Origin of the sequence: Rhizobium album, from assembly GCF_003122325.1 — a bacterium.
GTDB lineage: Bacteria > Pseudomonadota > Alphaproteobacteria > Rhizobiales > Rhizobiaceae > Metarhizobium > Metarhizobium album.
Genome location: NZ_QFBC01000014.1, coordinates 14,374 through 34,878, shown reverse-complemented (window position 1 = coordinate 34,878; position 20,505 = coordinate 14,374). Strand labels below are relative to the sequence as shown.

The window sequence follows — 20,505 nt, the reverse complement described above, 5'->3', positions numbered from 1 at the left end:
GGTCAGCCAATCGGGCGCACCTCAAAAAGGTCTAGCGCGTCGTGTTCCGCAAGCCAGCGCAAAACATCCGTGGTCACGGATCTAAGTCGCGCCTGGTTTTGAGCGAGGTCAGACAAGAAGCTGTCGACTTGCTCATCGGCAGTGAAGGAGGTTTTCTCCGATTCGAGGCGGGCGCGTGTATTGATGAGCTTGATGACCGCGTCCTTGAATTGATCGGTCTGCGCGATCGTCAGGCTCGCGTTGGCGTCCTGGCCAAGTTCAACCATTCGAGCACCGAGATTGCTGCCATGATCAATTTTCGATAGCAGTTGCCCGAGGGAAAGAAATGGCCGGTAATCCGCCGCCACCTCGTTTCGCCATCGTTGTCGCATCGCCGAAAAGGCGCCTGAGATCGTGGACTTAAAATGCGGCAGATCGCGCTCGATCTGGTGTAGAGAAGCGGCGTCGTCAGCGTTCATAAGCAATGATGCCATGGTCTGGGCGGCATCGTTCATTTCATCCATCTTTTCGACGACTTCAGGAACATTACCCAGACCTATTCGGTCGGCAGTCTCCAAAACCTCGGACAAACGCCGGGCGGCCGACCGAATATCGTTTAAAGACGATGCGACACGCGACAGGCTTTCACCGAGCGTCCGGCGCTCAAGGGCCTGAGGCAATTCCGGCAGAAGCTGCTCCAGTTCTTCGAGTATGTCAGCCATTTCGATCACCATGATCGCTCAGAATTTTGGAAACGGCATGGCCGGCCTCGTGGACTTGGGCGAGGGAAAATGAGCCCCGGCCGTCGCTGATACAGTCCTTGACGTGCCCGAGCAGTTGGCTCGTGGTTTGTTCACCCATCTTGGCCGCCTCCAGGAAGATTCCTAGGTCCTTGGATGGAGCAAGCGTGAGCTGCTCGAGACCCAGTCCGGCTCCCGCGCGTTGCTCGGCGACCAGGAGCATGAAATCTTCCACGGTTTGGTCCGCTTTCTCTTCAATCCGCACCTTTGCTCTGGAAAACTCGCCTTTCCAGGCGGAAACGCTTTCTGGAGCGGCCCGGGGCAATAGAGCGGTAACAGACGTAATCGCGGCGTCTACTCTTGCGAGGTGTGCCTCGACAGTCCTCCCCCGAAGGAGCGCCTGAAGACTTGCGGCGCGCGATTCAAGCTGCTGACGTTCGAACCGGGCGATCGGACCGATGCTGTGCTTGAAGTGAGACGCTATGTCTCGGATTGCATCGAACTCTGAAACACCGGTTTCTCCGGATTCCAACGGCGGTTCATCGAACCTTTGTGTCTGGCGTAGGCGCCTGATCGCTCCGGCGACCTTTGAGACGTCTGCAAGCCCGAAGCCCGAGGAAGCGCCTTGCGGCATCGAAATCATCGCGCGAAGGGCGTCGCGCAGTGTCGCGTGATGGGCTCTCGTCCTGTTGAGAAACTCCTGCCACGGCGCACAGCGCGTTGCAGGGTCGCTTTCATTCGGGGGTTCGTCGGACAGGATGCCCTGCAATTGAGCGTGATGCGGATCGTTTGGGTTCACTGTTCCGCGAAGCCACGCGCGAGCGACCAAGAGTTGCGTGATGAGGGGGATCGGGCTCCAACGGGAACCTTCGACTGTTCCGAGACGACGATCGGCAAACTCCGACAGGATACTTTCCAGTCTCTTTGTGAGGACGGCCAGCGAATGCCGATGGAAAACGACATCGTTGACTGACATGGTGGCATCGAGTTGAAGGCTGACAACGGCTTCGAGCCCGCGCCAAAGCCATTCCTCACGCGGGACTGTCAGATAGCTTCGCTGCGAATGACCTGTCCCTTCGATCTTCACCTGTTGCTCAGTCAGGATGCGCTTCTTCGTGTAGGGATCGAGGCCGACGCGACGGGGATCGATCTCTGACAGAATTTCGAACACCGTCATATTGTAGACGTTCGGATTCTGAGCTTCGCCGGTGCTTTCCCAGATCCTTATTTCATCGAGGCGCGACTGAAGGTCGGACTTCCCGATCAACCGCTTTGCAGAAGGTGGCTGTGGAATACGTGTTTGGGCCGGCGCCCTTTGTGTGAGAATTGCGCGTGTCGCGGGTGATCGAGTTTGGGCCGGCTCGCTGATATGCTCTTGCGAGGTAGCAAGAGGGTTGACGACGGGCCGGGCCGGAGCGGCCGGCTGCACCGACACCGGCCCCTCTTCGTCTCCGACCCATGGCAATCTCAAGGCATCAAAAAGCGACTTTCGCACGCCGGCGAAATGCAACTCACCGGACGCGTCCTTAACTGTATCGGCGCGTTCCTTGTCTCCCCAGTACGAGATGATCCGCCGCATTCTCGCATATTCGGTCGGGTTCTCCGAAAGACGAATTGTTAAAACGCTGGTTGCTCGGCGGCCGAGGTTGCGGCTTTCTGCCACCAAAGCGGCATTTTCCGTTAGCGCGGTTGGAAATTGACCATCGTTGATTGCTCGCACCTGAAGAAGATTGGGGCTTAAGACAGCCTGCAAAACGCCGCGCGGCGTTTTCCATGTCATGCCGTTATCATTATCGTTCAACGCCTCAAAAAAGTGATCGAGCGCGGCTTCGGTGAACGGAAACAAACCAATCCCTGAAGCGTCGCCAAAGGTCGCATGACAGCGTTCTCTGACCGGACAATGATCGCATCGGTTTGGAGGCGCCGCATTTCTATCTTGCCGGAGGTCGTTTCGCCACGTGTCCAACGATCCGGGACCGGCCCTGACTGCCGACAGATAACGCGACACGAACCGAACTCGATCGCCGCCATCTCTCAATGTTGCGACGTCCTGCAACTCCCCGTCCTGTTGCGCGGCGCCAAGATTGATCTCGTGCGTTATACGAGCGCGATAGTTGCCGTGCAGCTTTTTGTAGTAGCCCGGCGTGACGCCGACGACGGATATCAGCGGACACATATCGGAGGTACCGTCGGCTCCTCTTGTCTCGGCATTTGTGACAAGAACATCGATGAGGCTGTCGTCAATGCCTTCCCAACTCGTAATATCTTCCAACAAAAGGACGAGTCTCTGGCCTCGCTCGGCGAGCGCAACGCGGATTTGGCGAAACAGAGTCTTCAACCCCTCGGCGGAGACGCCGAGCAGATTTTGAACCGCGTCATTGCGACGCCGATTGAGTGCGGCGACGAGCTTCATGGTGGTTGCTATCTTGTCAGCCTGTTCGGCAGCGATTTCATCCGCGGTCCACCCGGATTGTCGAAGCTCCGCGATATATCCGGTCTCCTCGATGAGCCTCCGGGCCAAACGTTCTGTCGGCCCCTTGACACCACTATTGAAGACCGCGCCGCAGTGGTTTGCCAATTCCTCTATGTCAAAGACATTGAAACTGGCTGACTGCGAATTGCGCTCCGCCCCCTCCCCGTTGCCCTTTCCTTCCATCAATCCAAGGATGCGCGATGGGCCCTGCCAATGACGTTTGATGACCGGCAGATCGATGAGTTCTCCAGGTAGAAACGTACGACACCACTCAGCATCCTCGAGCGGAGGATCAAAATGGTCCGGATGAAGGGCGTTGGCCAGATTGCTTAGAAGCAGGTTGGCTCGGCCCCGGTCAGTGGCCCGATGGCGCCGCCCCATATTGTCGAATAGATCTTGAAATTCTAGCGGTAGGCGCTCGCGCATTTGCCGGAGGGCGCCTTCGAGGCTTCCGTCCGCGCGTTGCAACAACAGTTTCACGTCACTGTTGCTCGGCCACTTGATCGACAACCACCGGATCAGGTGCGATTTGCCCGAACCAGGTTCTCCCTGTACGACGCAAAACGCATGGCGACGAGTGCCGTCCGCGAGGACATCCAAGAGCGCTGTTTCGTCGCGACCTTCAATTTCACCTCCGTGACTGCCCGAAACCTCGAAATCGGCGATGGGAGAGTGCGTCGCGAGAAAAATTCCCTCGTGACCTTCCAAGGCCTCATTGCTGATGATGGCAGTTGCGTCCTCAGCCCGCCAGCATGCAATCATGGGCGCAGTCATGTCATGCACCTCCCTTGATTGTTACGGCATAGAATGCACTGACCTTGTGGGTGGCATTGGGGTGAAGGCGAAGATTGGATGACAGGTCTCCAAGCACATTAAGTTCCAGCATTCCCTCATCATGCAAATCACGCAAAGCTTCGGAAAGTACCGGGGAAAGTTGGCGCGGATCAGGCGTGAAATTGATGCGTCGCGCCGCATCCATGTACATTCGCCCGCCATCGATGAACGGCATTTTTTGGCGCATGATCCGAAGAAATTCCTCCGCCTCAATCGGAACCTCGCGATCGAGACCAAGTCGGGTTACCTCGCGCCGAAAGCGTCGTGACATGTCAATTTCGAATGAGGGGTTCGCGTTCAAATCTTCCATCAGACCGAGAAAAACAAGCCACCTGCGGACGAAGGGCACCTTGGTGGAATTCATTCGACTTTCCACATCGCCCTCTGCTCCAGAAGGAAGCGCGGCTTCGGCGTTGTCGGCGAACTCGGGATTTGTCATCCCCAACGGCCACCCGGCGGTCTGACGTTTGGCGGATTCGCACACTAGCCAGGCGAAAAGCTCGAGGAAAACGGCGTCCTTATCCTGAGATGGCAACTCGATCAGGTGGTGATACAGCCAGTCCGCCAGCTGGTCATAGGTATCGGGTTCACAGGTCGGGTTCAGCTGTAGTTCCGGCCCCACGAGCGTGACAGCACCCATGCTGGTCGCAGCGCCGAGAACCTGCCCAAAGGTGCCGGATTTTTCGCCAATGGTCTGGCCATCCTTCAAGAATTCGGGATTTAGCCAGGCTGCAGCGTCTGCACGGCTGATCTTTCCGTCGTGCTCGCGAAGGAGCGCGATAAGTGACCAGACCCGCTCCGACGTTCCCTGCGTTGAAGACAACATGCTCATGCTACGAAATCCATGATCGAAAAATGTCCCAGCGAATCTTCTAAATAAGGGGCTCGGACGGAAAGCGTCTGATCCAGCCGCCGACCATCGAGCTCGATACTGGGGCTGGTGACGATCAAAAGCGGTTCCGGCAATGCCCCGCGGTCTTTCAAACTCTTTATAATTCCAAGAACACAGGTTGAAACGTCATCGTTTGATCTGAGCAGAATTGCTGTCGGTATCTGAGCAAGCCCGGTGTCATTTGCGACGATACTGCTATGGTTGATGACCAGGCCAAGGCGGGCATCAGAGAATTTGAAAGCAACGGCACAATCCAGCGCGATATCGTCTGGAACGACAACCTGTTCTACACCCGATGACGACAGCCGAGCCATGAGCGGCGAGAGATCTTTACTGAAGGTCATGTCCTCGGGAATGATGAGAGTTGTCCCCGGCGGAAGTTTCAAAGCCGTCGCAAGAGGTCCCGCAGGCCAGATATCTGCGCTGTACCGTTGAAGTGGTTCAGCCACATACATCTCGCCTCTCGCCCGACATCCAGGGCATCGACCACAGGACGAAATTTCGTCGGAATACCTTTCTTGCAGGAGTTCGAAGACATCGCGCAAGACACAGACGTTTTGAGGCCGCCTCATGATGTCGATGAAATGCCGTACTTCTGTCCGAGCGCGTGCCTGCTCATTATCCCGAAGTGAGAATACGCGATCCCACACCTCATCAACGCCGGGCGCAAGAAGGCTAGGTTCGCGGATCTCGACATCCCAGGTGAACCGGTCGGGCTCATGTGAACATGAAATGACATCGAGCATTCTCGCGCGTTGAAGCAAATTGAGGATGCTCATGTTCCAGCGGCGGTTGAAATCGGTCGATAAGGTAATCCCATGTCGCATCGCGTCGAGGTCAATAGTCATGGCGCGCCGGTCACCGATCCAGCGACTGTTCGAACTTGCGTGAAGCATCGCGTCCCAGCGGGGCGTAGCGAGGTCCTTCGTAATCCATGAACTGGTTGCTGTGGAGCGGGCGTGGCTGACGTCGTCCTTGACCCCGTCTTTATCGGCATCCGTAAAGAGACAGACTGCAAGTCCTTGTCGCCCGTCTCGGGCCGCCCGACCGATCTCTTGATAGTAGCGAGCGGGGCTGTCGGGGAGGCAGGCGTGCACGACCGATCTTACGTTTGCTTTGTCGACACCCATTCCGAAGGCAGACGTAGCGACAACGATATCGATCTTATCATCGGCCCAATCCCTGACGATCTGGCTTCGTTCTGACGTGGAAGAAACCTCGCCGCTGAACAAAGCGATGCGCTCATAGCCTCGGTTTTTCAGGTGTGCGAAGAGTTCACTCGCGCTCAGTCGCAGATCGCTCGGGCCGCGATCAGCACCTTCATCACCAGCGAGTGTCGTGTAAACGATGAGCGGGCGGGGCGCTCGATCGATAACGAAGTCGAGGGCTTTGAGACGCGCATCTGCATCCCGATAACGTTGCACGACGATATCGAATTCCCGTCGCGGTGTTGCCGCGTCCACCTCGCCCCATCCGCGGGCGGATTTATAAGACGCGCGCAAAACTTCCCTCGCAGACGGAGGTAAGGTGGCCGACAAGAGAACACATTGAAGATCGCTGTTATGAGAACGAAGCTCGTGAACAAGACCCGGCAGACGCTGGAAGTCCGGTCGGAAAGACCGGCCCCAGCTCTCGATGATATGGGCTTCGTCGATAAAAACCGCCGAAATGTGGGCTCCCAGAGTTTCAAGCTTTTTAACGGGATTAGTCGCTGCTTCGATGAGGTGCTCTCGCACCGATCCAAGCGCGACTTCAGGTGACATGAAGAGTACCGGGATTTCACCGCGGCGAAATGCGTCGACAAGATTTGCACGATCGATCGGATTCATTCCACCGACCAGCGCCCGACTGGCCTCTAGTCCCGGCATCTGCGACAAGGTCCGCTCATGATCCAATGCCAGCGACACGGTCGGTGTTATGACAACAACGCATGAGCCCGGGGTTTCGTCACGCATTCGCGCTGCAGTCAGTTGGAAGAGCAAGCTTTTGCCGGATCCCGTCGGCAGGCAGACCATGAGCGACGCCCCTCTAGGCATCGTGACGAGAGAGCGGACTGCAGCCTTCTGGCCTTCCGAGCGATAATCCGGATGATCGGTATATTTCAGAAGGAGAGCATCTGGAGGCAAGTGATCGCGCTGGCGGCGAAGGGAGACATCCAAGTCTTGCGCGGTCCAAAATCCTTCGGGCGCCCGTTCATCTTGCTCGTCGAGCAAGCGGATCGCTGTCGATCCGACCGCAAGCCCAAACCGACTCGCCTTATCTGAGTCTTCGTCCGCAAATCTAGACTTGACGGCTTGGGTCTCTATTCTGCCGCCGTGGAGACGGACTAGAGAACGTAGCAAGGCGTATCTGTCGGCGGCAGAACTCGCCTGAGCTAGACACGACAACAACCGCGCTATCTCATCTTTGAGCCAAATCCGCGTTTCTGTGGAATCAACATTTGACATGAAGGCGAGCATAGCGAAATCGATGCTACTTCTGAGTTAATTAATTTCCTACTGCGTAGCATCAACCACAGCTGCACGCCTACCCACAGGTGGTACGATTTGATAGCGAACGAAGTAAGGGCGTTGATCGAGTGACGGTCGTTCGTGATGAGCGGTAGCCTTCAAAGGTGCGTCGCGGATCACAACCCCACCACTTCACCCTAATCGAGTTCGAGCGAACTCCGCGAAATATTGTGATTTCAAATCAAATGGTCGGAGGTTTGGTCCATAGAAAGTATTTCTGCGTCTGCAGATCTAAAGCCGTAGCCGCCCTGTATCACTAAGCGTGCTGCTTGCAGGTATTGAGTACGATCCCTGCCTATGCTTGCTTCGGCAAGCAGCAAAGCTGCATCGCAAGCTAGTAATCTGTGCCGAGAGGATTCAGCGACACCATGTATCGCATTCAATTTCCCTGAGTTGAACCTCGGGCCGTTCCGCCGCAATTTCTGTCGTTCTTGTTCGATCGCTAATGTGACAAGAGATACGAAGGACAGCGCAACTCCGTCCTCGCGTCGGACCATTTCCGCCTTCTTGAGGCTTTCCTCTGCGGCCGCCGGATCGCCGCGCAGACGGAAAAGTGCTGCTTGCAGCGTGTACCAGTCTAACATGTCATATGTACGCAAAGACGACGTCGCCTTTTGAATGTTATACTCTATGCAAGCAGCGGCAGTAGCTAGGTTCTTTTCCCCACCGACCACCGCCAATGCGATGCAAAAACTACGCCCCGTTTCGCCCGAAAGCACGGCGGGTCCGTCCGATACACCCCCTCGCCGAAAGTCCTCCGCGTTTATGGCTTGCTCGAATTCAAGCAAGGCAGCGTCCATCCGACCGACATTGGCGAGGACCTGCCCGCGCTTCGCCATTAGCCGCCGGCACGAAAGGAGTAGAGAATTGATGTGACGGCGTACCTTTTTTGTAAGCGCTGTGTAAGCGACTCGATGCTGTTCCAATGCGGCGACCACAGCGACCGCCTTGCTGGCGTATCGGTCCACGAAGGTCTCCGCGTGCGACAGTTCGCCCTCGCGCAGCAATACCGAAACGTAAACGTTGATGTGTTCGCTGTCAGCTTCGAGCGAGGCAGCAAGTTCAGAGATGTCCGCGTGATCAATCCAATTCGGACCACGGAGAATATCCAAAATCCTCGCAAACATCGTTCCCGTGCTCTCCGAGCCGCGATAGCGTTGGCGCCTTCTGATGGCGCCATGAGCTATTTCTATTAGCCCGGCTTGATTGGCGCAAACCGCAACATCGAGCAAGACATGGCTTGCGAACTCTGGACGCAACTCGGGTATGGGTTCGATCCTGTCGGGATCGCCCAACTCGCGGTCCACGAGAAAGTGCGAGAGAAGCGAAAGTTTCTGCTCGAAATCGCCGAATTGACGAGTCAACATGCGCTCGTCATTGTCCTTGCCAACACGGCTGAGCATCACGGTATGAAACGTTGTGTTGGCGATACTGTAACGCGATCGGATCGCGATTGGATCATCGAGGAGCTTCAACAGTATGGCGGGATCGAACGGACTATCCGATTTTGATGGTAGAAAATGATCTGCTCCCACTGGGACGGGAAGATCGGGCGCCATGTAATACAAATCCATCATATGCTGGAGCATATCTTGGAAGTCGGCCAGATTGGCGGTGGTAGGCACGAACGACCTCGAAAAGGCTGACGGCAACCGGGACAGTGCCGCCTCCGCCAATCGTCGATGGATTGTACGAGCACCCTCTTCTCCTAGGATCCTCGGCACCGAGCGAACCAAGGCCATCTTAACTCGAGCGTGTAGCTCGACTGTGTGAGTGTCGTGATTTATAAATGGATGCAGCGGTTTCCCAAGTGCCGTCCGGACGTCCATGATCGCATCGTTGCTATCGATGCTCGAAACCTTTAGTCCATCCTGTGTAATCAGTCCGCGAACTAACTTGACGCAGTTCTCGATGCTCAGCCCGCTTTGGCTCAGCGCGAGTACTGCACCTGTGAGGTAAGTTGTCGATCCAAAATCGCACAGCTGGCCTACAAGTTCCTCGAGTTCCTGTGATCGCGGATCCTTCGTTTTGTTACCTGCGTCCTTGCTCTGATTGATACGGCGGGTCATCGCGAGCAATTCCGGCGGACTGATCGGCGCCACCCTATGCGCCGAAACGTATGCGCCGATCTTGATTGGATCACCTCCGAGACTGCGGGCCGCAGATCGGGCGGTCAGGCTATCGATCCTCATACCTTTAACGAGAAACCAGACGACGTCAGTTTGGGAGAGTTCTCCTAACGCTACATCCATGGAACGGGTCTCGCCCACAATCCTTTTTAGGCTTTCGAGAAGCGGCTGCCTCGACGAACCGACCCCGCCCGTTACCACGAGTTTCAGCCCACCGCCCTTTTCGAAGGCAGAAGAGAGCCGACTAGCCAATTCCCCTGCCATCGCTGGAGCGGACTGCGAGGAAGGATGGTAGAAGTCGTCGAGAACCAGGATTGTCGGAATCACCCTTACCACCTCGGCCAACGCTCGGCCCCGAAGCCTACCGTCAATCTGGCCAATGGCATCTCTGATCGCCGTCTCGATTTGTTCGGTCGATCGGTTTCGGCACGAAATCGCTATCGCCAGCCTTGTTCTGGAGTCAGCCTTCAACGCCTCCGAGACTAAAAGGCTGGCGAACGAAGATTTTCCGTACCCAGAAAGTCCCTTGATCGCCACCAGCGCTGGCCCCGGAGAAATAAGCAGCTTTACTGCGGCTTTTAGTAGTTGATCCCGGCCAGGCTCACGAAAGAATTCATTTGGATCCGGTAGAGAACTCGGTTGCTGAGGCTTCGGCAACTCCTTGGCGACCGAGGTCAGACTGGCTTTCCGAGTGGGATTTTGCTTCACACGCAGCTTGGCGAGGTTCTTTTCTACGGATTCCATACTGGGCATCGGATAATAGAACCAACTATCCGGAATATTCAGAACGGTTGCCGCTGCAGCAATTAATTCCGGCCTGAATTGCCTGACGCCTGTTTCCATCTGCGAGATGGACGTGCGGATCGCATTCTTCCTACGCACCCCGCGCTTGTCGGAGACGAGTTTCTCCATTCGTATGGCAAGATCGTCCTGCGTGAAGCGCCAACTTTCGCGCACCAACTTGAGCATCTTGCCATATGAAAATTCCTCCATGAATGCCCTCCAAATGCCTGTTATACCTGCATAATATATGTCAAAATTTGTTACAAGGGCGCTACAAAAACACAACAAGAATATCTCATGATTTTCTAGCTAGTCTTGTCCTCTTGAGCTGATAGCGACAACAGGTGGTAAGCGCGCGCCCCGCAAGAAACGGCAGCGCTTTCAGCTGTCGGCGCCCTGTATCCAACCATTTGAATTGCTACCGATATTCAAAAAAGCCCCCCTTACTCCTTCGGAAGCCTTTGCGAACCTCCTTGTGACAACAGGGAGAACGGAAATGAACTTTGCACATGCACACGCCATCGCTCGCAGTTGCACCTACGTCGCAGCCGGTCACTGCGCTTTCGACGCTGCCAAGATTATCGGATTGATTGAGACTGTTCTTCACGATTATCCGACAATCGAGCCCGCGCTCCTTTGCGCGGCCACTATCGGCCTGGTCTGGCACGTGGTAATTCACCACACACGGCTAGCGATCTTGCTCGCGGCTTCGCACGCCTTCAATCTCGCGGTGGGGTGGCTTCACCTTGCACTGTCTGCGCATCTTATCGATCATTCATGGCACTCCGTGCTGCAGTCCCCCATAGTGTACCTTGTGCTGGCCGCCGCGTCGGTATCGGTCATCGTCGAGCTCGCAACTCGCAGGATGGTAAGGACTATCGTCAGCTTTCGTCGCTGGCTCCGTGGACGAGACCTTTGGTAAGCAATCGAAATGTGCCTGCTGCCGGTTTCATAGACATCGAGTTAGGCGTTCTTCCTGAAATCGGAGTCCGTCTTGAGAAGGTTCGAATTTGCCAGAGCCCGAAAACATCATCGAGAAAGCCCCGTGCACCAGCACTATGTCTGGAGACATTGTCTCATGGCCTGGAGCAAGGTGAGGGTTGTATGGTGTTACCGCCAGTCCGACAAAACGTTGCTTCCGCAATTCGCGAAACTTCGGCAACAGTCGGTATTTTTATCGTGTCGAAGAACTTAGCGACCCCGAGATCGCGTATCTTCGGGACCAGGCGAACGGACGATAACGAACGCCGGTTGCGTCCTAAACTGCGAACTCGTTGACATGTTCACGATGGTCTCCAATTTGCGGAACATGATCTTTACGCAGATGAAGCTGCCGAGATAAAGGCTCGGCTTCTCGAAACCAAGAGAGGAATGGCCGAACGATGGCACTGGCGAAATGCCGCGTGAATTTTCCTCAGTAGGAGGAGTATTGCTCCGGTACTGACAATCCCTCTCAATGCTGTTTCAGAGCAACCAGTTAACCCCTTTGAGGGTAAGTGTCGTTTTGCATTTGATCGCAAGACTGCACATCCAGTAATCTCAACAAGATAGCGCGGCGCTTGAATGGAGATCGGGTACTTAATTTGAGATTCGCCGGTTTGATTTGGCCCTTAATGTGAGATTCACCGCGTAGTAAAAGGTGACCACCGGTGGGCCAAGCTTTATCGAAAATGCGAAATATTACAGAACGTTATTTCCGAATGGGAGAGAGTCAAGCGCCGAAAATCGAACCGGCGAATCTCGAAATAAGTGCCATGAGCTGGCACAATGGGCGCATTCTTACAGTTAAATGCCAAACGACATCCGCTGTTATAATTAAGCGGAGACGAGCATGACGAGTTTGCCGATGGAGAACACGGTTCTCCCTCAAATTATCAACAACTGGCCTCATCAGGACTGCGCCCGATCTGTCATCAACTTGATGGTGGATCAAAGCTATAGCGCCAAAAGCATTCAATCGACGATCCAGACCATTTCAGCTTTTGTCGAGTGGAAGAAGGATTGCCGGAACGGTGATCCGGCACTGGTTCTTTACGGTGATTTCGACCGCTTCTTGGCATGCCGTGCCGCCGCAGCCAGGTTGCGACACGGAGAGCGCCGTTCGATCGAGCGCTTGAGGTCAAAGCTCATAGAGATGGGCTTCGTGTATCAAGCACCGCTGGCCGTTCACCCGATTGATGATCTTGCCGGCCGGTTTGCGACTGAACTCCGCCGCAGGGGCTACGCTGCAGCGACAATATCGGCTCACCTCAGATACAGCAGGTTGTTCTTGCGCGGGTCATGGAGTGATGGGCAGGGGATAACTCAACTCCAATACGATGATATTCGCGACTATCTAGCTAGCCAGTTTGAACGCCACACCCCCGCGACGGCCAAGATCATTTCATCCAGACTTCGGGTCTTTCTCCAGTTTTGCTGGAGCGCAGGAGTTACAGAACTCGATCTCGCCCAGGCTGTCCCGATGGTCAAAAACCACCGACTATCGTCCTTGCCGTCGTTCATGAGTGCTGATCAGCTCGACCGCGTTCTGGATGCTTGCGATCGGGCCACCGTTGCAGGCCGTCGAGATTTCGCGATCCTGATGCTGATGTCGCGACTTGGCCTACGCGCTAAAGAAGCCGCCCTATTGTCGTTGGATGACATCGACTGGCACCTCGGCCTTATTCAAGTGCATGGTAAAGGCGGCCGGATAGCGGCAATGCCGCTCCCAGAGGACGTCGGTAGAGCCATCGCGGATTACATTGTAGATGGACGCCCCCGATCCGGGGCACGGACCATTTTTCATAGGGTCGAGACCCCCTGCACACCGTTTCTAACCGCTACGCCTGTCATCCTAATTGCCAAGAGGGCTTTGAAGCGTGCCGAGATTACGGGGCTCCGCTCTCATCACGCTCATATATTCCGACACACGTTTGCGACGATGGCGATCCGTTCTGGCGTAAGCCTCACAGAACTGGCTCAGGTCCTTCGGCATAAGGAGCCAGACACAACGAGAATCTACGCGAAGCTCGATACCGAGGGGCTTCGATCAATTGCGCGGCCTTGGATGGGAGCATGCCTATGAGCAACATGCTGGCATCCCTCGAGCAATACTTGACGCTGCGGCGATCCCTTGGCTTCAAACTTAGCAGCCAGGAAAGCCGATTACGTAATTTTGTCGCGTATGCACAAGCACGGGGCCAAGACCACATTACCGCAAAGCTCGCCGTCGAATGGGCGGAGCACCAATGCGGGCCGCGGACTTGGTCATCTCGACTGTCAACGATCAGGTCCTTCTCACGCCATGTCGCGTTGAATGACCTGAGGACCGAGATTCCACCTTCCGGCATTTTTCCACCGCAGCGACGGGCCCGGCCCTTCATCTATTCCGACGCTCAAGTTGCCGATCTTCTCAATGCAATGCCTCGCCTGCATCCGGGCAGCTTTCGAGGCGTGACCTATCACTATTTCTTTGGATTGCTCGCATCGACAGGAATGCGGTTTTCCGAGGCCGCGCGCCTTTTACGAGAGGATGCCGACATGGGTACAGGAACATTGACTATCCGTCAGACCAAGTTCGGCAAGAGCCGATACATACCGTTGCATCGCAGCACCTGGGACGCGCTCCGCCGATATTGCGATGAGCGGGATTGCTTGCCGACACGGCGCGCGAGCAGGTTCTTCTTCACTGGGGATCGTGGCCGAGGTCTGAACCATGCCAATCCCCATTTTTCTTTTATTCTCTGGACCCGTGAAGCGGGGCTGCGTGGAGCTTCAGAGGCAGAAGGGCCGAGGATTCACGATCTTCGCCATACCTTCGCAGTGCGCACGCTGCTGGACTGGTACAGGAACGGCGAGAATGTCGATCTTCGAATCCCGGAACTTTCGACATATCTCGGTCATGGCAAGGTTGCCGATACATACTGGTATCTGAGCGCGCATCCCGATCTTCTGGAGGAAGCCAAACGCCGTCTGGACGCGCGATGGGAGACGGCACGATGACCAGCTCGCTCCCACGGCTTATCGAGCGCTTCTTCACGCAGCGGCTGATGCGCCAACGCAATGTCAGCATGCACACCGTCGCCTCCTACCGCGACACCTTCAAACTCTTTCTGAGGTTCGCCCACCGCAAGACGGGCAAGCCGCCATCATCCCTGACGCTTGAAGATTTCGACGCAGAGCTCGTCACAGCCTTCCTGGATGACCTCATCTCAGAACGACGCGCGGGCACCACCACATACAATCTCAGGCTCACCGCTATTCGAGCGTTCTTTCGGTTCCTTGCTTTCGAGGAGCCTGCCTTTAGCCACCAGATCCAACGCGTGCTTGTTATCCCCGGCAAAATCGGCGCGAAGCGCGAGGTACAGTTCCTCGTCCGGGATGAGATCAAGGCGCTCTTGGCAGCACCGGACAGGCGATTATGGATCGGTCGCCGCGACTACTGCCTCCTTCTTACGGCCACTCAGACAGGCATGCGGCTCTCCGAACTGGTCGGGCTTGATCGCAGCGCCGTGACTCTGGACGCCGGCGCCCACATTCGTTGCTTCGGAAAGGGACGGAAGGAGCGTGTCACACCACTGACCAAAATTCTGAGTGCTACGCTCAAACAATGGTTGGACGAGCCAAGACCGGAGACTTCCGACATCCTCTTCCCAACCGTGCATGGATCTCGGATGAGCCCGGACGCGGTCCAATATCTGCTGGCGAAGTATGTGAAGCAGGCGGCACAACAATGCCCCTCACTGCGAGCAAAACGAGTATCACCGCACGTTCTTCGTCACAGTGCCGCAATGGAATTGCTGGATGCCGGCGTAGACAGCACAGTGATTTCGCTATGGCTGGGGCATGAATCGACACGCTCCACGCAGGCCTACCTTCACGCGCATCTCGCAATAAAGGAGGCGGCGCTTGCGAAGGTGGCCCCATTGAACGAGCAGCCCTTCCGCCGGTTTAAAGCTGGTGACAAGCTATTGTCGTTTCTCGACAACCTGTAGCAGCACAATGGCGCCGCTGGTCGTTTAGCGGCGCCATCATCTCGTGGCATCGTGCCGCTTGACTTCAACAACATATCCATTATTCTGGATATATGGAAAGCAATAGCGCGATTACGGCCCTCGCGGCCTTGGCACAGAACACCCGCCTCGAGACATTTCGGTTGCTCGTCCGGCACGAGCCGGATGGCATTCCGGCTGGCGAACTCGCCCGGCTCCTCGATGTCCCGCAGAACACGATGTCGGCGCATCTTGCGACGCTGTCCCGTGCCGGGTTGGTCAAGAGCGAGCGCCAGAGCCGATCGATCATCTACCGGGCCGACCTCGACGGCCTGCGCGACCTGACACTATTCCTGCTGAAGGACTGCTGCGGCGGTTCGACGGAGCTTTGCGCACCCCTGATCGCAGAACTGACGCCATGTTGTGCGCCGGGAGCGAAGCCATGTTGAGCGCGATCGCATTGCACGAAGTGGCCGGTAGCGACGCTCGTCTCCGCGACGCGCTCCGTGCTGCGGATCTCCCGACCGATGACATTGAAGACGATGGACGCGCCTTCTTCGAAGCAGTCTCAGGCGACGGCCAAACGATCGGATATTCCGGCCTCGAACGCTGTGACGGCGACTACCTGCTGCGATCTGTTGTCGTGCTTCCGACGCATCGGGGTCATGGCCTGGGACAAGCGATTGTCGAGGCGACCCTGCGGAACGTTGGCAGCGGCGGCGATATCTTTCTGGCGACGACGAGCGCCACGTCGTTCTTCTCGAGCATCGGGTTTTCAGAGGTGCCGCGGGCCGAAGTGCCGGCCGCGGTGCTTGCGACCCGCCAACTGTCCTCCATTTGCCCCTCGTCGGCGACCATCATGAAGCGCAACAGGCCTCTGACCTAACACGGACAACGACCATGACTGACAAGACCTATAACGTGCTGTTCCTCTGCACGGGCAATTCCGCTCGCTCTATTCTCGCCGAATCCATCCTCAACAAGGAGGGCGGCGGTCTCTTCAAGGCGTATTCCGCCGGCAGCCAGCCGAAGGGTGAGGTCAATCCTTATGCCCTGAAGGAACTTGAGACGCTCGGCTATCAATCGACCGGTTTCTCCTCGAAGAGCTGGGACGTGTTCGCCGCATCTGGCGCGCCGGAGATGGATTTCATCTTCACGGTTTGCGACAGCGCAGCCGGCGAGGCCTGCCCGGTCTGGATCGGCCATCCGATGACTGCCCACTGGGGTGTCGAGGATCCGGCGGCCGTCGTCGGCACTGAAGTCGAGATCCAGCGCGCTTTCGCTCAAGCTGCACGGTTTCTGAAGAACCGGATCAGTGCCTTCATCAACCTGCCCATCGCCTCGATCGACCGCCTGGCCCTTGAACAACACGTTCGCCAGATCGGTTCATTGGAAGGCGCGTCGGTCAAATCCGCGAAGGCCGAGTAAGATGTCGACATTTGAACGATACCTGACCGTCTGGGTCTTCCTCTGTATCGCCGTCGGCGTTGCCCTCGGCCACCTGATGCCTGGCGTCTTCCAGATCATCGGCGGTGCCGAGGTCGCCAAGGTGAACATCCCTGTTGCCATCCTGATCTGGCTGATGGTCATACCGATGCTGCTGAAGATCGATTTCCGGTCGATGGCGCAGGTCGGCTCCTACTGGCGCGGGATCGGTGTCACGCTGATCATCAACTGGGCGATCAAGCCGTTCTCGATGGCGTTGCTGGGTTGGCTGTTTGTCGGCTGGCTGTTTCGGCCCTATCTGCCGGCAGACCAGATCGACTCCTATATCGCAGGCCTGATCATTCTTGCTGCGGCACCCTGCACGGCCATGGTCTTCGTCTGGTCAAACCTGACACGGGGCGAGCCGCTGTTCACGCTCTCGCAGGTGGCTTTGAACGACGCCATCATGATCGTCGCCTTCGCGCCGATCGTCGGCCTGCTGCTCGGCCTATCGGCCATCACCGTGCCGTGGGCGACGCTTGCCCTGTCGGTCGCTCTCTACATTGTCGTGCCCGTCATCATCGCGCAGGTTCTCCGGAGCCGCCTGACCGCCGACGGGACCACTCTGGCACTCGATAGCCTCCTTGCCAAGCTCCAGCCGTTGTCGCTGGTCGCGCTGCTCGCTACCCTCGTGCTTCTCTTTGCATTCCAGGGCGAGCAGATCATCGCGCAGCCGACCATCATCGCTCTGCTCGCGGTCCCGATCCTGATCCAGGTCTATTTCAACTCCGGTCTCGCCTACATCTTGAACCGGATGTCGGGAGAGCGCCATTGCGTCGCCGGACCCTCCGCACTCATCGGAGCGAGCAACTTCTTCGAACTCGCGGTCGCCGCCGCCATCAGCCTGTTCGGATTTCAGTCTGGTGCGGCACTCGCCACCGTCGTCGGAGTTTTGATCGAGGTGCCGGTGATGCTGTCCGTCGTCTGGATCGTGAACCGCTCGAAGGGCTGGTACGAAGCATCGCCCGCTGTCGCCCGCAACACCATCACCGAGAGGATCTGACTATGGACGTTACCATCTATCACAACCCGGCCTGCGGTACGTCGCGGAACACGCTCGAGCTCATCCAGCATGCTGGGATAGAGGCTACCGTCATCGAATACCTGCAGAACCCGCCATCGCGCGAGAAGCTTTCAAAAATGATCGCGGATGCCGACCTGACGGTCCGTGAAGCGATCCGTGAGAAGGGCACGCCCTATGCGGAACTCGGCCTCGACAATCCTGATCTGACCGATGACCAGTTGCTGGATGCGATGCTCGCCACCCCGATCCTGATCAACCGACCGTTCGTGATCACCCCCATGGGCACGCGGTTGTCGCGTCCCTCTGAGGTGGTTCTGGACATCCTGCCGGCCGATGCCTTCAAGGGACCGTTCACCAAGGAAGACGGCGAACAGGTACTCGACAATGAAGGAAAGCGCATTGTCTGAGACATTCCCCGCACTGCACGACGACCATGTTCAGCCGATCGCCCCAGAATCCCTGCGGCCAGCATTCTCGACGCACAAGCCCAGAATCCTGGTCCTCTATGGATCGCTTCGGGAAGTGTCTTATAGCCGTCTCCTTGCCTTCGAAGTCCGTCGGCTGCTCGAACGCCTCGGATGCGAGGTGCGGATATTCGACCCGGCCGGGCTGCCGCTTCCGGATGAGGCACCCGTCAGCCATCCCAAGGTGCAGGAACTGCGTGAGCTTTCCCAATGGTCGGAAGGCCAGGTCTGGATCAGCCCGGAGCGCCACGGCGCGATGACAGGCATCATGAAGGCGCAGATCGACTGGATCCCGCTGTCGCTCGGCTCCGTCCGCCCCACACAGGGCAAGACGCTGGCGGTGATGGAGGTTTCCGGCGGCAGCCAGTCCTTCAACGCTGTGAACCAGTTGCGCATCCTCGGGCGCTGGATGCGGATGATCACCATCCCCAATCAAAGCAGCGTTGCGAAGGCGTTTCAGGAATTCGACACCGATGGCCGGATGAAGCCGTCGTCCTATTACGACCGCGTCGTCGACGTCTGCGAGGAACTGGTGAAGTTCACCATCATGACCCGCGACGCCTCGTCTTATCTGACCGATCGCTACAGCGAGCGGAAGGAACAGGCCGCCGAGCTGGAGAAGCGGGTCTCACTGAAGTCGATCTGACTGCCTAGACCGTTGCGGTGGCTGGCCGCCTACAGGATGCAGCCACCGCAACGAATGCCGCGATGCTGACCGCGCCGAGACAAGCGTTTCCAATGAGTGACAGGCTCAGGCCCAGGTTCTCCATCGCCGCCGCGAACGCGAAGGGTGCGCCGGCTCCGAGCGCCAGTCGAGCCGCCGCCATCTTGCCCGTGATCGCCCCATATCCTTCCGATCCGAACAGATAGAGCGGCAGGCTTCCCTGCGCGATGCTGTTGATGCCGGAACCGAGCCCGAGGCAGATTGCAAACGCGACGGCCCCCGGCAGCCAGTCTCCACTTGCCAGCAGGATCAGGATGCCGAACACGATCAGCACTGCTGACACCACCGCGAGTGCCGGCGGCGAAAGGTTCTTTCCGAAGACCATGTTGATCAGGCGGCTGGCGACCTGTGCCGGGCCAAATAGGGATCCGATCACCACGGCTGCGGCACCCAGTCCGATCGATCCCAGCATCGGCACCATATGGGCAAGGATCGCGGCAAGCGTGAACCCCAGAAGCGCGAAGGCAAACGACACCATGATCATGCTTCGACTGCGTGCATCGTGGGGGACTGCCCCGATGACAGCTTCGCGAGGCCGGGCGGCCGCATCCGCACTCGATCCGGTTTTGCCGGCACGCATGATCCAGAAGTGAAGAGGCATGCAGAGGAAAAGATTCAGCGCTGCGAAGACCAGATAGATCTCACGCCACGACATCCATCCAGAAAGCGCGGCCGAGATCGGCCAGAAGATCGTCGATGCGAACCCGCCGATCAGCGTGAGGTAGGTGATGCTCCGGGATGCGGTGCGGGGATTGCTCTCGACCAATGCCGCGAATGCCGCCTGATACTGCACCATGCCCGATGAGACCTCGAGCAGGATGATGGCGATGGCGAACACTGCGACCGAGGGAGACCAGGCGCATAATGCGAGCGTCAGGGCGGCGAGAACCGAGCCGATCGTCATGATGGTGGCCGCGCCGATCCGATCCATCTGCTTGCCGAGATAGGTGGCAGACAGGCCGCCTATGAACAGCGAAACGGAGAAGACCCCGAACACCTGGGAAAGCGAAAGGCCGAGGTCGGCCGCCATGCCGGGAGCGAGGATGCTAAAGCTGTAATAGAGAGTGCCGTAGCCGATGATCTGCGTGATGCCGAGCGCGGAGACGATTCCCGCGAGAACCTGTCGACTATGCACCTGCTACCTCACCAGCCGGACTGCAGCATCCTTCGCTCTTCTCGACATTCTCCCGGATTGCAGGGTGCCCGGCACAGCAATCCTCCATCAGGAACTTCACGAGATCGGCCAGGCTCTCGTAACTGGCGCTGTAGATGATCGAGCGGGATTCCCTTCGCTGAGAGATCAATCCCGACCGCTCAAGCTCTTTGAGATGGAATGAGACATTCGTTGCGGAAACGCCCATGCGCTCGGCGATCACCCCTGCGGCCAATCCTTCAGGCCCAGCGACGACCAGCGCCCGGACGATGGCAAGGCGCGTCTCCTGGGACAGCGCTGCGAATGACGAAAGGGCTTGACGCTCATCCATATTTCAACAATCCT

General features: G+C 57.2%; 16 protein-coding genes. 9 read left to right on the top strand and 7 right to left on the bottom strand.

Annotated elements, in window-relative coordinates; all coding sequences use genetic code 11:
• Positions 1 to 2: 2 nt before the first annotated feature.
• The 5 genes from DEM27_RS24130 to DEM27_RS24110 all read right to left on the bottom strand — a co-directional run bounded on the left by DEM27_RS24130 (position 3) and on the right by DEM27_RS24110 (position 10,550).
• The gene (locus DEM27_RS24130) at positions 3 to 713 is read right to left on the bottom strand and encodes a hypothetical protein (protein WP_109460809.1); all 711 of its coding nucleotides are present in this window, start codon (positions 711 to 713) and stop codon (positions 3 to 5) included.
• Positions 694 to 3,966, bottom strand: coding sequence for a hypothetical protein (locus DEM27_RS24125; protein ID WP_109460808.1), 3,273 nt, complete (start codon positions 3,964 to 3,966; stop codon positions 694 to 696). Before DEM27_RS24125 ends, DEM27_RS24130 begins: the two co-directional genes overlap by 20 nt.
• Position 3,967: 1 nt before the next feature.
• Positions 3,968 to 4,858, bottom strand: a complete 891-nt coding sequence (locus DEM27_RS24120) for a hypothetical protein (protein WP_128755557.1) — start codon at positions 4,856 to 4,858, stop codon at positions 3,968 to 3,970.
• The gene (locus DEM27_RS24115; RefSeq protein ID WP_165823562.1) at positions 4,855 to 7,131 is read right to left on the bottom strand and encodes a DEAD/DEAH box helicase; all 2,277 of its coding nucleotides are present in this window, start codon (positions 7,129 to 7,131) and stop codon (positions 4,855 to 4,857) included. Before DEM27_RS24115 ends, DEM27_RS24120 begins: the two co-directional genes overlap by 4 nt.
• 473 nt (positions 7,132 to 7,604) lie before the next feature.
• Positions 7,605 to 10,550 (bottom strand): helix-turn-helix domain-containing protein, encoded by a 2,946-nt coding sequence (locus tag DEM27_RS24110; protein WP_109460805.1) that lies wholly within the window; start codon positions 10,548 to 10,550, stop codon positions 7,605 to 7,607.
• Between the two features lie 1,621 nt (positions 10,551 to 12,171).
• Here DEM27_RS24110 and DEM27_RS24100 point away from each other — a divergent pair.
• From DEM27_RS24100 to arsH, 9 genes are all read left to right on the top strand, one after another.
• Positions 12,172 to 13,404 carry a tyrosine-type recombinase/integrase gene (locus DEM27_RS24100; RefSeq protein WP_109460803.1) on the top strand — a complete coding sequence of 411 codons (1,233 nt, stop codon included), beginning with the start codon at positions 12,172 to 12,174 and terminating at the stop codon, positions 13,402 to 13,404.
• The gene (locus tag DEM27_RS24095; protein ID WP_109460802.1) at positions 13,401 to 14,321 is read left to right on the top strand and encodes a tyrosine-type recombinase/integrase; all 921 of its coding nucleotides are present in this window, start codon (positions 13,401 to 13,403) and stop codon (positions 14,319 to 14,321) included. Before DEM27_RS24100 ends, DEM27_RS24095 begins: the two co-directional genes overlap by 4 nt.
• On the top strand, positions 14,318 to 15,313 hold the full coding sequence (locus tag DEM27_RS24090) for a tyrosine-type recombinase/integrase (protein WP_109460932.1): 996 nt from the start codon (positions 14,318 to 14,320) through the stop codon (positions 15,311 to 15,313). The genes DEM27_RS24095 and DEM27_RS24090 overlap by 4 nt, the downstream gene beginning before the upstream one ends.
• Before the next feature lie 92 nt (positions 15,314 to 15,405).
• Positions 15,406 to 15,759, top strand: coding sequence for an ArsR/SmtB family transcription factor (locus DEM27_RS24085; RefSeq protein WP_109460801.1), 354 nt, complete (start codon positions 15,406 to 15,408; stop codon positions 15,757 to 15,759).
• A complete protein-coding gene (arsN2, locus tag DEM27_RS24080; protein ID WP_109460800.1) occupies positions 15,753 to 16,196 on the top strand; it encodes an arsenic resistance N-acetyltransferase ArsN2 in 444 nt (147 codons plus the stop codon). The genes DEM27_RS24085 and arsN2 overlap by 7 nt, the downstream gene beginning before the upstream one ends.
• 14 nt (positions 16,197 to 16,210) lie before the next feature.
• Positions 16,211 to 16,738, top strand: coding sequence for an arsenate reductase ArsC (locus DEM27_RS24075; protein ID WP_109460799.1), 528 nt, complete (start codon positions 16,211 to 16,213; stop codon positions 16,736 to 16,738).
• A gap of 1 nt (position 16,739) precedes the next feature.
• The gene (gene arsB / locus DEM27_RS24070; protein WP_109460798.1) at positions 16,740 to 17,798 is read left to right on the top strand and encodes an ACR3 family arsenite efflux transporter; all 1,059 of its coding nucleotides are present in this window, start codon (positions 16,740 to 16,742) and stop codon (positions 17,796 to 17,798) included.
• A 2-nt stretch (positions 17,799 to 17,800) separates the two neighbouring features.
• Complete coding sequence (gene arsC, locus DEM27_RS24065; protein WP_109460797.1) at positions 17,801 to 18,226, top strand: arsenate reductase (glutaredoxin); 426 nt, start codon at positions 17,801 to 17,803, stop codon at positions 18,224 to 18,226.
• Positions 18,204 to 18,929, top strand: coding sequence for an arsenical resistance protein ArsH (gene arsH / locus DEM27_RS24060; RefSeq protein ID WP_165823561.1), 726 nt, complete (start codon positions 18,204 to 18,206; stop codon positions 18,927 to 18,929). Before arsC ends, arsH begins: the two co-directional genes overlap by 23 nt.
• Before the next feature lie 4 nt (positions 18,930 to 18,933).
• Here arsH and arsK read toward each other — a convergent pair whose 3' ends face one another.
• Positions 18,934 to 20,142: an arsenite efflux MFS transporter ArsK gene (arsK, locus tag DEM27_RS24055; RefSeq protein WP_109460796.1), complete on the bottom strand. Its 1,209-nt coding sequence runs from the start codon at positions 20,140 to 20,142 to the stop codon at positions 18,934 to 18,936.
• Positions 20,135 to 20,491, bottom strand: coding sequence for an ArsR/SmtB family transcription factor (locus DEM27_RS24050; RefSeq protein ID WP_109460795.1), 357 nt, complete (start codon positions 20,489 to 20,491; stop codon positions 20,135 to 20,137). Before DEM27_RS24050 ends, arsK begins: the two co-directional genes overlap by 8 nt.
• Between the last annotated feature and the right edge of the window lie 14 nt (positions 20,492 to 20,505).

Excerpts from the sequence above, each read along its gene's own strand:
- arsN2 (WP_109460800.1), top strand. The coding sequence starts at position 15,753 with ATGTTGAGCGCGATCGCATTGCACGAAGTGGCCGGTAGCGACGCTCGT.
- DEM27_RS24120 (WP_128755557.1), bottom strand. The coding sequence starts at position 4,858 with ATGAGCATGTTGTCTTCAACGCAGGGAACGTCGGAGCGGGTCTGGTCA.
- DEM27_RS24100 (WP_109460803.1), top strand. The coding sequence starts at position 12,172 with ATGACGAGTTTGCCGATGGAGAACACGGTTCTCCCTCAAATTATCAAC.
- DEM27_RS24090 (WP_109460932.1), top strand. The coding sequence starts at position 14,318 with ATGACCAGCTCGCTCCCACGGCTTATCGAGCGCTTCTTCACGCAGCGG.
- DEM27_RS24050 (WP_109460795.1), bottom strand. The coding sequence starts at position 20,491 with ATGGATGAGCGTCAAGCCCTTTCGTCATTCGCAGCGCTGTCCCAGGAG.
- DEM27_RS24075 (WP_109460799.1), top strand. The coding sequence starts at position 16,211 with ATGACTGACAAGACCTATAACGTGCTGTTCCTCTGCACGGGCAATTCC.
- DEM27_RS24130 (WP_109460809.1), bottom strand. The coding sequence starts at position 713 with ATGGTGATCGAAATGGCTGACATACTCGAAGAACTGGAGCAGCTTCTG.
- arsC (WP_109460797.1), top strand. The coding sequence starts at position 17,801 with ATGGACGTTACCATCTATCACAACCCGGCCTGCGGTACGTCGCGGAAC.
- DEM27_RS24125 (WP_109460808.1), bottom strand. The coding sequence starts at position 3,966 with ATGACTGCGCCCATGATTGCATGCTGGCGGGCTGAGGACGCAACTGCC.
- DEM27_RS24095 (WP_109460802.1), top strand. The coding sequence starts at position 13,401 with ATGAGCAACATGCTGGCATCCCTCGAGCAATACTTGACGCTGCGGCGA.
- arsB (WP_109460798.1), top strand. The coding sequence starts at position 16,740 with ATGTCGACATTTGAACGATACCTGACCGTCTGGGTCTTCCTCTGTATC.
- DEM27_RS24110 (WP_109460805.1), bottom strand. The coding sequence starts at position 10,550 with ATGGAGGAATTTTCATATGGCAAGATGCTCAAGTTGGTGCGCGAAAGT.
- arsH (WP_165823561.1), top strand. The coding sequence starts at position 18,204 with ATGAAGGAAAGCGCATTGTCTGAGACATTCCCCGCACTGCACGACGAC.
- DEM27_RS24085 (WP_109460801.1), top strand. The coding sequence starts at position 15,406 with ATGGAAAGCAATAGCGCGATTACGGCCCTCGCGGCCTTGGCACAGAAC.